This window comes from Streptomyces sp. NPDC029151 (assembly GCF_055564315.1).
On record NZ_JBVHWQ010000005.1, the window covers coordinates 420,760 to 435,186 of the forward strand.

A 14,427-nucleotide genomic window follows, 5' to 3' on the forward strand; every position below is an offset into this window, starting at 1 on the left:
GCCCGGTCGGCAGCGCATGACAGGATCGTGCTCCGTGACCGGTGATTTCGCGAAGGAGTACCTGCACAGCGACCTGCGAGAGATACGCGAGGCGATGCTGTGGAAGCTCGACGGGCTCGGCGAGTACGACATCCGCCGCCCTCTGACCTCGACGGGGACCAACCTTCTCGGCCTGGTCAAGCATCTGTCGATCTGGGAGTCGAGGTACTTCGGCGAGGTCTTCGGCCGGCCGTTCCCCGAACCCCTGCCACGGTGGGACGACGCCGTGGAGCCCGGCGCCGACATGTGGGCGACCGCAGGTGAAACACGGGAGGAGATCATCGGCCGTTACCGTCGCGTATGGGTGCACTCGAACGCGACGATCAGTGTCCTGGCCGTTGACTCCCCCGGCTACGTGCCCTGGTGGCCCCGCCCCCACGTGAAGCTGTTCAACATCCTGGTCCACATGCTCACCGAGACCAGCCGGCACGCCGGACACGCCGACATCCTGCGCGAGCAGATCGACGACTCGACCGGGACGACGGCGCATTCGGCGGCCCTGCCGTACGACGCGGCCTTCTGGGCGGCCCGTCGCGCGAGGATCGAGCGAGCCGCCGAGGCCGCGGCCGGAGTGGCCGGGCCTGCCGGCTCCGTCGGCGTGCGCGACGACGGTCCGTGAGGTGAGCGGCCGTCAGGACGGCTTGGGACTGGGAGGGCCGGAGGCGGTCAGGTGGTGGTCGATCAGGGAGGTGATCGCCGGGGAGACCGCGGTCATCTCCGGGCGCCAGCCGGGGACGGCGTTCACCTCGCAGAGGGTGTGGGTGTCCGGGGAGGTGAAGAGGAGGTCGACGCCGGCGATCTGCAGGCCCAGGGTGTGGGCCGCTCGCACGGCCAGGTCCTCTGCCTGGGGGTAGCGGCCCGTGCACGCGGTGGCCGAGCCGCCGTTGGCGATGTTGGCGGCGAGTGCGTGGCCGTGGGAGGTGTGCAGGACGGCGGCGATCGGTTCGCCGCCGACGACGATGACGCGCAGGGTACGGCCGTGCGAGGGGGCGACGTGTTCCTGGAACAGGAACGGTGTGTCCCGGGTCAGACTGCCGGCCACCTCGCGCAGGAGCCGGGGATCGGGGGCCAGGAACACCTGGGCGCCCTTCGCGCCGTTGACGCTCTTCACCACGCACGGGGTGGTGAGGTGGGGGCTGCGGACGACACCCTCCAAAGGGGCGGTGGCGTACGAGAGGGTGTCGGGGACCGGCAGTCCGGCCAGCGCGAGTTCCTGTAACTGCCAGATCTTGTTGCGGGACTTCAGCTGGGCGTCCAGGGGGTTGACGAGTGTGCTGCCCATGCGTTCCAGGTGGCGCAGCAGGGTGACCTCGCGGTCCTGGTCCATGGGTCCCGCGACCTGACGCACGCACACCACCCTGGGTGCGGGTACGTCCGTGCCGCCCAGGGTGTGGAGGGTCAGCCGGCCGTCGCGGACGCCGAAGACGAGTTCGTCGGTGTGCCAGAGAGCGAAGCGGGGGCCGTGCGCGGCGGCCAGCGCTGCGGCGAGTTCCCGGGTGGAGCGGCGGAGCACGGCCGGGCGTTGTCGTACCAGCATCCATACGTCAGCGGCGGCAGGGGTGTCCCGCTGGGCGGAGTGCTGGTCGGTCACGGTGGCTCCTTGCCCCTGTTCGTCACCCGCCGCCCGCTCGGGCACCGGCGCGGTCAGTCTCGCAGTGTCACCGACCGCTTCCCGGTGTTTTCGCGGATCCTGGCGTGCCGGTGGCGGTGGCGTGGCGGAGGGGCGTGGGCCGGGTGGTGGTCCTCTCCCCGCCCCTCCTTCAGGCCGTGCGGCGGCAGCCGTGTCCGGAGCCGCTCGCGTCGCTCCCCCGGTTGGTCAGGCGCGGCAGCGCAGCATCTCCAGCGGGGGGTGCTCGAGGAGGTCCGCCCAGAAGTCCTCGCCGAACTCGCGGATGCCGGCCTCGGACACCTGCAGCGGCACCCACTCCACCGCGCTGAACCCGGCGGCGCCCAGACAGTCCTCGTAGACCTCGCGGCGCGGGGCCGAGGAGACGATGGTGATCGGCTGCGGGTCGATGAGAGCGGTGACCCGTACCCGCGTTCCCGTCTCGATCTCCTCGTCGACCGGCTCACAGAGGAACCCGTACTTGTCCAGGGACGGGTTGTCGAACCGGTAGTCGGGGTTCTGGGCGAGTACGAAGAACTCCCCGCCCGGCACGAGGTTCTGGTGGATGTTGTGGCACATCCGCTTCATCGTCGCCGCGTCCTCGGCGTAGTTGAGGCACTGCACTCCGAGCCCGATGTCGAAGCGTCGTCCCACAGGCCGGAGTTCCGCCACGTCACCGACCTCGTACCGCACGCCCAGCGGGTCGCGCTGCTCGATCTCCCGGGCGGCGGCGACCATCTCGACGGAGATGTCGACCCCGAGGACATCCGTGGCGCCGCGCCGCTTGAACTCCCTGCTGTAGAACCCCGTGCCGCACGCCAGGTCGAGAACGGACTTGCCGCTCACGTCCCCGACCAGGCCCAGGAAGCTCGGCACCTCGCCGTATCGCGTCAGCGGGAGGCCCTTGAAGCCCTCGAACGCCTCGCCGATCCCGTCGTACTGCTGCACGCTCACGTGCGCCCCCTCGTGTGTTCCGGTTCTGTACGCGGCTACGCCGGCCCGCCGTACTCGGAGGCTCGCCGGGGCCACGGCCGTGGCAGAGAGTCTTCCTCCGCGCGGGCCGCTCGCCGTACTGGCGGATGACACGAAACAGGGAGCCTGCGGAACCTCCGATCACCCAACTCCCGTGGGGCGGCCGGGTGTCCCGGCGTCGGACCCTCGTCTCGGAGCCTTGCCCGGAACCGGCCGGCCAGTAGCGGCGACGGCGACGGTGATCGCCTTGCCGTAGCCGTGACCCCGGTGTTCCCTGTGCACGGCCATGCGGCGGCCCGCACGTGCGCCCGCTCCGGTCCGCTCCGGTCCGGTCCGGTCCGGTCCGGTCGCCACGATCCTCACGCCCGGGTCCTGCGCCGGCTCCGTGAGGTCGCGGCGCGTGGCGTCCACGGTGTCCAGGTGCCGCCCGGCTGCCGCGCGGGCTCCTCGTCACGCCGGGCGTCCGGCGCGACCCTCGGCTCGCGTACCGGACCGCCGGAACCAGCCCGGAACCGCCGCACGGAGTCGCGTCGGCGCTCCGTCGTACTGCCGCTCCCCCAGCACACCGGGGCCGCCTGGAGTGGGACGGTTCGGGAAAACGATGTGACGCGTGGCGGCGGAGCCTCGACAATTCACGCGTGGCCACCATGAACCTCGACGGGACCGGGCGCGGGCCCTCCCCGCGACCCTCGCTGTCCGCGACGGCAGGCGGTGCCTTCGGCTCGGTCCCGCCGACGGCACTGGTCCTGCTCGGCATCGTCAGCGTTCAGGTGGGCTCGGCTCTGGCCAAGCACCTGTTCACGGCGGTGGGCAGTTTCGGGACGGTCTCGTTGCGGCTGTTCTTCGCGGCGGCGGTGCTGATGCTGCTGTGGCGGCCGTCGCCGCGCATGAGCCGTCGGACGTGGACCGTGGTGCTCGGTTACGGCGTGACGCTGGGGCTGATGAACCTGTGCTTCTATCTCGCGCTGGCCCGGATCCCGCTGGGTGTCGCGGTGACCGTCGAGTTCCTCGGGCCGCTGGCGGTGGCCCTGGCCGGGTCGAGGCGCTGGCTGGACGTGCTCTGGACCGGGCTCGCGGCAGGCGGTGTGGTGCTGTTGATGGAGGGACGCGGTGACCTCGACCTCGCCGGTCTCCTGTTCGCGGTCGCCGCGGGGACGTTCTGGGGCCTGTACATCCTGGTGGGCGCGGCCTTGGGCCGCCACACCGCGGAGGGTGACGGTCTGGCCCTGGGGATGGCCGTCGCGGCGCTGGTGGCCGTGCCCTTCGGCGTGGCCGGCAGCGGGACGGCGCTGGCGCAGCCGTCGGTCCTGGCCGCGGGACTCGGCGTGGCACTGCTCTCGTCCGTCGTGCCGTACTCGCTGGATCTGGAAGCACTGCGCAGGATCCCCCCGCGGGTGTTCGGCATCCTGATGAGCCTCGAACCGGCGATGGCGGCCCTCATCGGCCTGGTCGTGCTGCGGGAGTCGCTGCACTGGTCGCAGTGGATCGCGGTGCTGTGCGTGGTGGCGGCATCGGCGGGTGCCGCCCGCGGGGCCCGGGAAGACGTCTGACCGCCGTCGTGGTGGCCGCCGCGTCCCGCTTCGGCTTCCTCGCGGCCACCTCGCCGGGGCACGGGCGGGAGGCCCGGGAGCACGGACCTCAAACAGATGTTCCCTGATGTCATGATGATCGCCGGTCAGTGATCCGACGAGACGAGGGGGACCTCCACATGCGCCGTTCGTTCCAGCGCAGACGCACGACACGATGGGCGACGGCGGGAGGTGCCCTCCTCCTCGCCCTCTCCGCGCTGACGGTTCCCCGTCCTGCTCCCGCCTCCGCCGCCGCTCCCGCACAGGCTCCCGCGCTCGGCGATGCCGCCCTGGCCACGGCCACGGTCTCCCCGTACGCCCAGTCAGGCCCCAGGAACCTGATCAAGCGCCTGCAGGACACCTACATCAGCAGCGCCGACACCGCGGACCACTCCCAGGGCCACCTCCTGCACGTGGGAACGCCGGACAACGGCGCGACGAAGTACCGCAGTTTCCTGCGCTTCGACGTGTCCCGCCTGACCGGCGCGAACATCTCCAAGGCGTACCTGCGGGTGTACAACTCGTACGTGCCCGCGTCGGACTGCGGCAAGAACCCCTGGATGGGCGTCTACCGCGTCGCCGAACCCTGGGACGAGCACACGGTCACGTGGGCGAACCAGCCCGCGGTCGGCGAGGGCGTCGGCTCCTGGTTCGGGCTCGGCCACCCGGACTGTCCTGACGTTCCCAACACGTACCTGCCCGACAAGTCCAACGGCATCCAGCGCATCGACGTCACCGACATGGTGAAGGCCTGGACGCGGCCGGGCACCACCACGCCCAACTACGGGATCCGGCTCAGCACCACGGAGACCGGTGCCGGCGGGTACAAGGACTTCTGCTCCATGAACCCGACGACCGCCGGCAACGACGCGGCGTGCACCAGGGCCTACTTCGCCCCCACGCTCGAGGTCGAGTTCAACTCCGGTTCCACCCCGATCATCACCGGCAACGAGTACGGACCCCCCTACGCCGGCGGCTACCCCGCCGCCCACGAGGCGCTGGAGTTCCTGGACTCGGCCAACCCGTCCGTGTGGCCGGACTCGAAGCCGTACCAGCGCTGGCTGCCGGACGCGTACCACTCGGTGGACGACGCCTCTCTCAACGGCGCCAACTGGAACGGCGGCACCTCCCACAAGCTGCGTCCCGGAGGCGTCTACGGAGGGAACGTACTCGTCACCGGCGACGGCGGCAGCGGATTCGTCGGCGTGATCCCCTACCCGGCCCTGTCCGGCTACCACTGGGCCGTCAACGTCAACGAGGCGGGTGCCCCCGCCGACCTGCACGGTGTGGAACTGCTTCCCAACGGCAGCGTCGTCACCGCCTTCCCGTCCCGGACGATCGCCGGTGTGGCAGGGGGCGGGCTGCGGCTGTACAGCCGGGCCGCCGGCACCCCCGGCGCCTGGCACAACACCCCGGCAGCGGAACTCCCCCTGTCCGGCGCGCACGAAGTCGTCTACGACCCGGCCTCCGGATTCCTGTGGGCGGTCGGCAGCCACGCCCTGTACAAGGTCGGCGTCGCGAACGGAACGCTCTCGATCGCGGACACCTTCTACCTGCCGCGCCAGGCGTCCACCGCGCACCCCGAGACCGGTGACCCCGCCTACGGCCACGACCTGACGCCCGTCTACGGCAATCCCGACCGGCTGTGGGTTTCCGGCAACGGCGGCATCGTGCAGTTCTCCAAGAGCGGCAGCGCCGTCTGCTACGACACCAGCGTCTCCCAGTCCTGGCCGGTGAAGGCGTTCGTGGAGACCCTGCGGAACGAGAAGGGGGCGGTCGACACGGCGAAGGACGGCACCAGGCACTGGTGCAACGACTATCCGCACGCCCAGCAGATCAACACGCGGAAGTTCGTCAAGAGCGTCGGCAACGACCCGGTGACCGGCAAGGTGGCCACCACCTGCGCGGACGAGTGCCCCATGGCGAACACCCACATCGATCCGGCGACGGGTCGGGTGGTCAGGGACTACCACACCGCCGTCATCGAGATCATCCAGCCGGACGGCAGCCGAGGCGCGTACCAGTGGTCGGACAACAGCAAGCACTACCGGGCCACCTGGGCGGTCCCGTCCTACCAGTGACGCCGGCTCGGCGACGCCTTCTGTGAAGCCGGGGTGAGACGAGAGGGCCGGCGCGACCGCGAAGTCGCGCCGGCCCTCTCGCTGTTCAGCGCGGCCGGGATCCGCCGGCGTCAGTCGCCGGACTCCGGTGACGGGAGGTAGGCGCCGGGTACGTCGTTCGGTGCGTGGATCTTCTTCTCACCGGGGTACGGCCGCGTCCAGTTGTGCGTCTGGTACCAGGTGAGGTGGTTCATCTGGGCGGGGTTGGCGTAGTCGGGGACGGCGTGCGGGCCGGTCAGGTGCTGCTTCGACTTCCAGGCGTCCCACTGGGCCGCGAGGGACTTCTTGTCCGCCGGCACGTTCGCCGGCGGCACGGCCGCCGCCTTGGGGTCCTGCGCGGCCGGGGTGTCCACACCGCAGGACGGCGGGGTCTTCAGACCGTCGGTCAGCGAGGTCCGGTTGGGCAGCGCGGTGAACGGCGTGTAGTCCGGGTGCCGGGTGAACGCCTGCCGCATGGGGGTGGCCGCGCTGTCCTTCTGGTTCATCGGGTGGATCCCGAGGATCTGCTCGATGGTGCGGATCATCGTGATCTGCGTGTAGTAGTGGCTGTCGACGGTGCCGTGCCGGGCCCAGGGGCTGATGATCTGGACCGGGGCGCGGTGACCGTCGACGTGGTCGAGGCCGGCCTGGGAGTCGTCCTCCACGACGAAGACCGCCGAGTCCTTCCAGTACGGGCTGTGCGAGATCGTGTCGATGATCCTGCCGGTGGCGAGGTCGTTGTCGGCGACCTGGGCGGCCGGGCTCGCCGGGCCACCGGTGTGGTCGCTGGAGAGCCAGAACATGTTCAGGTTCGCCGGGCCGTTCTTCTCGAAGTCCCGCTTCCAGATCTGGTATCGGTAGACGTCCGGGACGCTGGTGTCGAACTTCGGGAAGCCGGGCACCGACACGCTGTTGAGCGACGGTATCGGCGACGACGAGCTCAGGGGGTAGGCGGTGGGCTGCCCGGTGGCGTCCATGTTCCTGGCGTCGCAGTACAGGTTCTGCCAGCTCGCCCCGGCGGGCTTGGCCAGGAACTGCTGGAACTCGCCGAAGTCCCGCACGCTCCTGCCGGCCGCCTGCGCGCCCGTCCACAGGAACCCGGATTTCTGGTGGCCGAGGGCGTCGTCCTCGGTGTCGTAGCTGCGCGCGTACTCGCCGGCCGAGGACTCGGTGTACTCGGGATTGTCGGCCTGCATCAGCCAGTTGTGGCCCTCGGCGGAGTTGGTGCCGATGTCGTAGGTGTTGTCGTAGAGCCCGAACTGCTCGGCCAGGGCGTGCTGGTTCGGTGTCACGTTCTCGCCGAACTGGGTCAGCGACGGGTCGCCGTCGCCCTTCGCGATGTCCCCGAAGACCTGGTCGTAGGTGCGGTTCTCCTTGACGATGAGGAAGACGTGCTTGATGGTCGACGGGTCGCCGATCCGTGTGGGGACCGGCTGCGGCTCGGCGTGGCTGCCGCCCTTGGCCAGCGGGACCGATCCGGCGCTCCAGCCGTTCTGCCGGAAGACCTTGGCGGTCTGGTCGCGGATGACACCGTCGCGGGGCAGGGTGAACCAGGTGAGGCTGGACGTCGTGTCGTGGGTGCCGTGGCCCGCGCTGCCGGGGCGGCGCGCGTCGATGCCGCGGGTGTGGGAGACGACGACCTTCCCGCCGGCGGTGGCGATCTCGGCGGGGAAGTAGTCGGTGGGCAGGAGACCGACGTAGCCGACCGGCTCCTGCGGGGAGGTGTAGCGGTAGACGGCGACGGCGTTGGCGCGGCCGAGCGTGACCAGCAGGCGGCCGTCGTCGGTGAGGGTCACCGCGTTCGGCTCGTAGCCGACCGACGCCTCGGGTCAGGGCTGGGTGGAGATGGTCTGGACGACCTTGTCCTTGGCGGTGTCGATGACCGACACGTCGTTGTCGGCGGTGTTGGTGACGAACACCGCTCCGTGCTTCGCGTACACCGCGGTCGGGTGCAGGCCGACGCCGATGGTGTCGACGGCGGCGGAGGGGTCGGCGAGGTCGATGACGCTGACCGTGCCGGTGGTGGTGGCGCCGGTCCGCGGGTCGGCGGGCACCTGGGTGCCGTAGGAGTTGAGGGTGGTGTCGCCGGACTCCGCGGGGCGCCCGCCCTCGTTGGCGACGTAGAGCTTGTCGCCGACGCGGACCATGCCGCGCGGGGCGTTGCCCACCGCCCAGCTCCGCTTGACGGCCCCGGTGGCCGCGTCGAGGGCGACCACCCGGTTCTGTCCGTTGACGGCGGCGTACACGGTGGAGCCGTCGGCCGAGAACACCGCGGCGGCGACCAGGGCGTGCCTGCCGCCGTCGGCCGGGATCCTGACGGTCACGGGGTCGGCGAGGGTGCCGTCCGGGTTCACCGTGAACCTGGTGTAGCCGTCGGTCTGGCCCAGCCACAGCTGTGTGCCGTCGGGTGAGTACGCGGGGCCTTCCTGGCCGACGGCGCCGCTGCCGATGCGCAGGTCGTCGGCGGCGTTGGTGCCGACGCGCTGCTTGACCCGCCCGGTCGCGAGGTCCACGACGACCAGCGCGGCGTCGCCGTCGGCGACCGAGGCGGCGAGGTGGCTGCCGTCCGGGCTGACCGTCGAGGACATGATCTTGCCGTCGTCGATGACGAGGCGGTCGCCGTACGGGGCGATGTACTGGTCGGCGGAGACGACCTGGCCCCTGTCGGTGACCTGGCCGACCCGGTCGGTGCCGAACCGGTGCGTCGAGGCGACGGCGGTGCCGGTGGCCAGGGCGGCCGTGGTGACGCAGGCCGTGACCATCGCTGCCCGGCGGCTGACGCGTCTGCCCAGCAGGTGGTGGTACCCCTTGTCCGTCTGCCGGCGGCGGCGCATTGTCTGCATGTGGTCATCCCTTCGGTAACTGCGGGACTGGAGCGGGGCCTTCGGGGTCTGCTGGCTCACGGGACTCGACGGGCCGGAACCGGTCGGGTCTTCGGGGAGGCGGTGAGCAGTTCGACGCTGCCGTCGAACTGCCACAGCGGGTTGGGTGCGTCTCCTGTCGGAGTCCGCACCAGGAAGTAGCCGTTCACTTCCTTCGGTCCGTCGCCGTCGGCGACGAACCGGCCGTCGGCCGTGATGTCGAGCTGGTAGACGGCCGATCCGGTGGCCGTGACACCCGGCAGGTGCCAGGAGACGACGCACCGCCAGTCGTTGCCCGGGCCCCGGGCGCCGTCCTGGACGCCGGCCTTGGCGCAGGCCGCCGTGGTCCGCAACTGCGCCTCCGTGACGGCGGGGCGGTGGAGCTGCGCGGTCTGCGTGCGATAGAGGTGGGCGAACTCCGTGGCGAGCGAGCGCTCCACCTTGGCCTGCTCGATCCCGGAGCCGGTGACGGTGGTCGTCGCCGCCAGGACCGCGACGGTCACCCCGAGGATGCCCGCGAGCGGCAGGGCGCCCATGGTGAGCGCGCGGCGCGCCGGACCGTCGTCGGTGGGATTGGTGAAGTCGCGGCGCAGGAAGAGGAGGCGGGCCAGCGCTGTCGCGGTCACCGCCCACACGAGGCCGACGGCGACGCCGATGAGGAGCGGGGTGAGCTGCGCCGGGCTGGTGAACAGCCCTCTCCAGACGACGAAGGCGTCACCGGGCAGCGCGAGGCGTACGGCGACGGGGAGCGGCAGCATCTGGGCGAGCTGCATCGCGAGCGCGACGAACGCGGGCAGCAGCAGACCCATCGGGGACCGCCCGAACGCGACCGATCCGAGGAGCCCGATGCCGGCGAGGGCCAGGGTCGGGGGCAGGACGCAGAGCCAGGCGAGGAGGACCCTGCCGGCGGCGTCCCCCGGCGCGAGGAGACGGCCGTCGAGGCCGACCAGCGGCTGGTCGCCGACGGCCGCCAGTCCGCCGACCGTGCTGGAGACGGCCGGCCCGGCCACGAGCAGCAGGAGGACGGTGAGGCCGGCGAGAGCCTTCGCGGTGAAGACGCGCCGGGGCGAGCGGACGGCGACGAGCAGGTGGCGCCAGGTGCCGAGCCGGTCCTCGGCGGCGAACACGTCGCCGGCGACGACGGAGGTGAGCAGCGGGAGTGCCCAGCTGCCGGCGAATCCGAGCGTCACCAGGGGGGCCGCCCACCCGGAGGCGTGCATCCAGCGGCCGAACAGGGTGTCCGTGGGCAGGGTGCTCTGCTCGCTCACACCGGCCACGAAGAGCGCCGGCGCGATCCAGCAGACGAGGACCAGCAGGCGGATCCGCCCTTGCGAGACGAGCTTGACGACTTCGAAGCGGTAGCTCCGGGCAACTGAGACACGGCCTGACACGGCGGTGAGCGCGGGAGCCGTGGAGGCCGCGGTCATCGGCCTGCCCCCTGCCGCGCACCGGCGGTGCCCTGCCGCCCGGCCGCCGGCTGCTCGGTCAGGGTGAGGAACGCCGCCTCCAGGGGGGAGACGACCGGGGCGAACTCGCGCAGCGCGACACCCGCTTGGACGAGCCGCGCCACCAGGTCGTCCAGGGCGGGCAGCGGTGCGCGCACGACGAGCGTCTCGCCGCCCTGACGTCCGGCGGTGTCGTCGGTCAGACGGATTCCCGGAGCGTCGAGGACCAGTCCGCGGGTGCGCTCGGGGTCGGACGTGACCAGCCGGTAGTCGAGTTCGCGGTTCGCGGCGGCCAATTCGCCCAGCGGCCCGGAGAAGACGACCCGCCCGGTGGCGAGGAGGGTGACCTCGGAGCACAGGGCCTCCAGGTCGTCCATGCGGTGACTCGACAGCACGACCGCGGTTCCCTCGCGCGCGAGCCGGGTGAGAACGCCGTGGACGTGCTTCTTGCCGGCCGGATCGAGGCCGTTGGCGGGCTCGTCGAGGACGAGCAGCCGCGGCCGGGTGAGCAAGGCCGCCGCGAGACCCAGGCGTTGGCGCATGCCCAGCGAGAAACCGCGGGTGCGGTCGTCGGCGACGTCCGTGAGCCCGACCTGGTCCAGAGCGTCGTCGATCCGCGCCGACCGCGAGTCGTCCCCGCGCAGAACGGCGAGCGCGGCGAGGTTCTGGCGGGCGGTGAGCGCGGGGTACAGACCGGGTCCGTCCACGAACCCGGAGACACCGACGGGGGCCTCGAACGCCCGGCCCACCACAGTACCGAGGATCTCCAACCGGCCGCTGTCGGCCGCGGCGAGGCCGAGCAGCAGGCCGAGCAGCGTCGTCTTGCCGGCGCCGTTCGGCCCGGCCAGGCCGTGGATCCGTCCCCGCGCCACCTCCAGGTCCACGCCGTCGAGGGCGACGACATCACCGAAGCACTTGGTGATCCCGCGAGCCCGGATCGCGAGCTGTGAGTCCATGAGCCCCTTCTTTCGGCACGCCTCATGGACCCTAGGAAGCACACACGACACCGACAGGAGGGGGCAGTTGAACGCTCAGGGAACGGCAGCCCAAACCGCGGTCAATTGCCTGACCGGGTGTCAGCGGCCGTCCGCCGAACGGGGCGTGAGCCGTCCGGCGAGCGGGCGGCGGACCGGATGCGTCGACCGAGCCGCGGAGGGCTGCTCGCGCCCGCGGTGTGCGCGGCCGCCGTCGACGTCCCGGACGGCGCCGGGTCCCAGGTCGGTGCGGTCCGACACGGAGGGAGGCGACGGTGGCGGTGACGGCCCGGTGCGCCCCCATGGAGCCGATGGCGACGATCGCTTCCTTCGCGTCCCCGGCGGTCGTGCTGCCGACGGCGGTTCGGGCGAGGCCGGAGAAGGCCTGCCGAGGTTCCGGTCAGCGGCGGATGAGGCCGAGCTGGGCGGCGGTGGCGACGGCGGCGGTGCGGGAGTCGACGGCGAGCTTGGTGTAGATCCGGGCCAGGTGGGACTTGACCGTGCCCTCCGTGAGGTGGAGGCGGCGGCCGACGGCCAGGTTGGACAGGCCCTCGGCGACCAGGGCGAGAACCTCGGTCTCGCGCCGGGTGAGGGTGGTGCCCGGTGTGCGCAGCCGGTTCAGGAGGCGTTCGGCGACGGCCGGGGCCAGGGTGGTGCGCCCGGCGGCGGCGGTGCGCACGGCGGCGGCCAGGTCCTCGGGAGGGGCGTCCTTGAGGAGGTAGCCGGTGGCGCCGGCCTCGATGGCGGGCAGGGTGTCGGCGTCGGAGTCGTACGTGGTGACGACCAGCACGCGCGGGGCGCCCGGGCGGGCGGTGATCCGGGCGGTGGCCTCGGCACCGTTCATGCCCTTGCCGAACTGCAGGTCCATGAGGACGACGTCGATGTCGCCCCCGGCGGCGCGGTCGACGGCCTGCTCGGCGGTGGCTGCCTCGGCGACCACCTCCAGGCCGGGCTCCGTCTCCAGCACGGCACGCAGCCCGGCGCGGACCACGGGGTGGTCGTCGGCCAGGAGGAGTCGGATGGGGGTGTCGGTCACGGGCGGGCCCTCGGGTTCGGTGGCGGATTCGGTCACGGGCGGGACGCGGGATCGGTGACGGATTCCGCCCACGAGCGGGGCGCGGACGCGGTCACGGGATCGGTGGCGGCTTCGGTCACGGGTGGGACGCGGGGTCGGTGGCGGATTCCGCCCACGAGCGGGGCGCGGACGCGGTCACGGGTTCGGTCGCGAGCAGACGCGGACGCCGAGGTGGTCACGGATCCGGTCACGGACAGGCCTCGGACGCGGCCACGAGCAGACGCGGACACCGAGGTGGTCACGGATCCGGTCACGGACAGCCCTCGGACGCGGTCACGGACTCGGTCACGAGCAGACGCGGACACCGAGGTGGTCACGGATCCGGTCACGGACAGCCCTCGGACGCGGTCACGAGCAGACGCGGACACCGAGGTGGTCACGGATCCGGTCACGGACAGGCCTCGGACGTGGTCACGGGCGCCGGCTCCCGTTCGGTCTCGGTACCGGTCGCGCCGGGTGGGGTCAGGGGCAGCCGGGCGGACAGGGCGGTGCCGTGGCCGGGGGTGGATGTGAGGGTCAGGGTCCCGCCGAGCGCGTGCACACGGGTGCGCATGGCGGCGAGGCCGAAGCCGCCGCTCTCCGGGCCGGGGGCGGGCAGTCCGCCGGGGTCGAAGCCGGTGCCGTCGTCGACGATGTCGAGGGCGACCCGGTCGCCGAGGTAGCCGAGCGTGACCTCGGTGGTGGTGGCACCGGCGTGGCGGACGGTGTTCGCGACGGCGGACTGGGCGACGCGCAGCAGGGCGACCTCGTGCTCGGTCGGGAGCGGGACCGGGTCGCCGGTGAGGTGGAAGCGCGCGGTGAGCCGGTGGCGGGTGCCGGTGGTGGCGCAGAGGCGTTCCAGGGCGCCGGCCAGGGTGGTGCCGTCCAGGGCGGGCGGGGTGAGGGCCGCGACGAAGCGGCGGGCCTCGGCGAGATTGTCCACGGCGGCCTGACGGGCGGCCTCCACGTGGCGGGCGGCGGCGTCGGTACGGTCGGGAAGGGCGCGTTCGGCGGCGCGCAGCAGCAGCTGGATGCTGGACAGTCCCTGGGCGAGGGTGTCGTGGATCTCCCGGGCCAGACGTTCACGCTCGGCCAGGACGCCGGCCGTGTGCTGGGCCTCCGCCAGGTCGGCGCGCGTGGCGGTCAGCTCCTCGATGAGGCGCCTGCGCTGCTCGCTCTCCCGGTACAGGGCGTCGTACCCCCACACCACCGCGACGGCGACGGCGGCCCCCAGCGCCGGGCCGATGGCCATGGCCGGGCTGAAGGAGCCCTGGTGGGCGGCGAAGGCGACGATGGCGGCCACCGCGGTCACGGCGACGGCGGGCAGGGCGGCGCGGCGGGACAGCAGGTGGAGCTGGAGGAAGTACAGCGGGAAGGCGGCCCACACCCCGTCGGCGGTCAGCGCCAGCAGCACGAGCCACACGGCGCCCACGGCGGCCAGCCACCAGCCGGCGGCCCGCCGGGAGCCGTGGATCCGGGGCAGCAGCGGCCCGGCCGCGTACACCAGCGCGCACACCGCCGCGACGGCGACGACCGGTCCCGCGTACGACCGCCCGTCCGCCACGGCCCGGACGCCGGCCAGGGCGAGCAGACCCACGGTCAGCAGGTGCAGGCACCAGGCCATGGCGCGGGTGGTGGGGGTCGGGGCGGGAGCGGTGGTGGTGTTCACAGTCCCTCCAGCGTAAGGAAGCGGACTCGGCGGTGTCCTCTATCGAAAGTGGGAGCCCGGGGGTCACCTTCCGGCGCGAGAACCGCCGTCCCTCGCCGGATGCCGGCGCAGGGGGCGGACGGCGAGAGTGGTTGCGCTCC

General features: G+C 72.3%; 9 protein-coding genes and 1 pseudogene. 3 read left to right on the forward strand and 7 right to left on the reverse strand.

What is annotated here, in order from left to right; all coding sequences use genetic code 11:
- Window positions 1-34: 34 nt before the first annotated feature.
- Window positions 35-658, forward strand: coding sequence for a DinB family protein (locus ACZ4VF_RS21465; RefSeq protein ID WP_467927778.1), 624 nt, complete (start codon window positions 35-37; stop codon window positions 656-658).
- 12 nt (window positions 659-670) lie between these two features.
- Here ACZ4VF_RS21465 and ACZ4VF_RS21470 read toward each other — a convergent pair whose 3' ends face one another.
- On the reverse strand, window positions 671-1,630 hold the full coding sequence (locus ACZ4VF_RS21470; protein ID WP_467927780.1) for a RimK family alpha-L-glutamate ligase: 960 nt from the start codon (window positions 1,628-1,630) through the stop codon (window positions 671-673).
- Window positions 1,631-1,855: 225 nt separating this feature from the next.
- Window positions 1,856-2,599, reverse strand: a complete 744-nt coding sequence (locus tag ACZ4VF_RS21475) for a class I SAM-dependent methyltransferase (protein ID WP_467927781.1) — start codon at window positions 2,597-2,599, stop codon at window positions 1,856-1,858.
- Between the two features lie 665 nt (window positions 2,600-3,264).
- Here ACZ4VF_RS21475 and ACZ4VF_RS21480 point away from each other — a divergent pair.
- Both ACZ4VF_RS21480 and ACZ4VF_RS21485 read left to right on the forward strand, forming a co-directional pair.
- Window positions 3,265-4,167, forward strand: coding sequence for an EamA family transporter (locus ACZ4VF_RS21480; RefSeq protein WP_467927997.1), 903 nt, complete (start codon window positions 3,265-3,267; stop codon window positions 4,165-4,167).
- A 158-nt stretch (window positions 4,168-4,325) separates the two neighbouring features.
- Window positions 4,326-6,266, forward strand: coding sequence for a DNRLRE domain-containing protein (locus ACZ4VF_RS21485; protein WP_467927782.1), 1,941 nt, complete (start codon window positions 4,326-4,328; stop codon window positions 6,264-6,266).
- Between the two features lie 110 nt (window positions 6,267-6,376).
- Here the strand turns inward: ACZ4VF_RS21485 and ACZ4VF_RS21490 are convergent.
- The 5 genes and pseudogenes from ACZ4VF_RS21490 to ACZ4VF_RS21510 all read right to left on the reverse strand — a co-directional run bounded on the left by ACZ4VF_RS21490 (window position 6,377) and on the right by ACZ4VF_RS21510 (window position 14,242).
- A pseudogene (locus ACZ4VF_RS21490) lies at window positions 6,377-9,127 on the reverse strand (bifunctional YncE family protein/alkaline phosphatase family protein).
- Between the two features lie 56 nt (window positions 9,128-9,183).
- The gene (locus ACZ4VF_RS21495) at window positions 9,184-10,572 is read right to left on the reverse strand and encodes an ABC transporter permease (protein ID WP_467927783.1); all 1,389 of its coding nucleotides are present in this window, start codon (window positions 10,570-10,572) and stop codon (window positions 9,184-9,186) included.
- The gene (locus tag ACZ4VF_RS21500) at window positions 10,569-11,546 is read right to left on the reverse strand and encodes an ABC transporter ATP-binding protein (RefSeq protein ID WP_467927785.1); all 978 of its coding nucleotides are present in this window, start codon (window positions 11,544-11,546) and stop codon (window positions 10,569-10,571) included. Before ACZ4VF_RS21500 ends, ACZ4VF_RS21495 begins: the two co-directional genes overlap by 4 nt.
- A 418-nt stretch (window positions 11,547-11,964) precedes the next feature.
- Entirely contained in the window at window positions 11,965-12,600 is a 636-nt protein-coding gene (locus tag ACZ4VF_RS21505) for a response regulator (protein ID WP_467927786.1), read from the reverse strand.
- Window positions 12,601-13,027: 427 nt separating this feature from the next.
- Entirely contained in the window at window positions 13,028-14,242 is a 1,215-nt protein-coding gene (locus ACZ4VF_RS21510) for a sensor histidine kinase (protein WP_467927998.1), read from the reverse strand.
- Window positions 14,243-14,427 lie beyond the last annotated feature (185 nt).

What these genes read in the sequence shown, in the direction of transcription:
- ACZ4VF_RS21480 (WP_467927997.1), top strand. Translation starts at nt 3,265, where the DNA reads ATGAACCTCGACGGGACCGGGCGCGGGCCCTCCCCGCGACCCTCGCTG.
- ACZ4VF_RS21485 (WP_467927782.1), top strand. Translation starts at nt 4,326, where the DNA reads ATGCGCCGTTCGTTCCAGCGCAGACGCACGACACGATGGGCGACGGCG.
- ACZ4VF_RS21495 (WP_467927783.1), bottom strand. Translation starts at nt 10,572, where the DNA reads ATGACCGCGGCCTCCACGGCTCCCGCGCTCACCGCCGTGTCAGGCCGT.
- ACZ4VF_RS21500 (WP_467927785.1), bottom strand. Translation starts at nt 11,546, where the DNA reads ATGGACTCACAGCTCGCGATCCGGGCTCGCGGGATCACCAAGTGCTTC.
- ACZ4VF_RS21510 (WP_467927998.1), bottom strand. Translation starts at nt 14,242, where the DNA reads ATGGCCTGGTGCCTGCACCTGCTGACCGTGGGTCTGCTCGCCCTGGCC.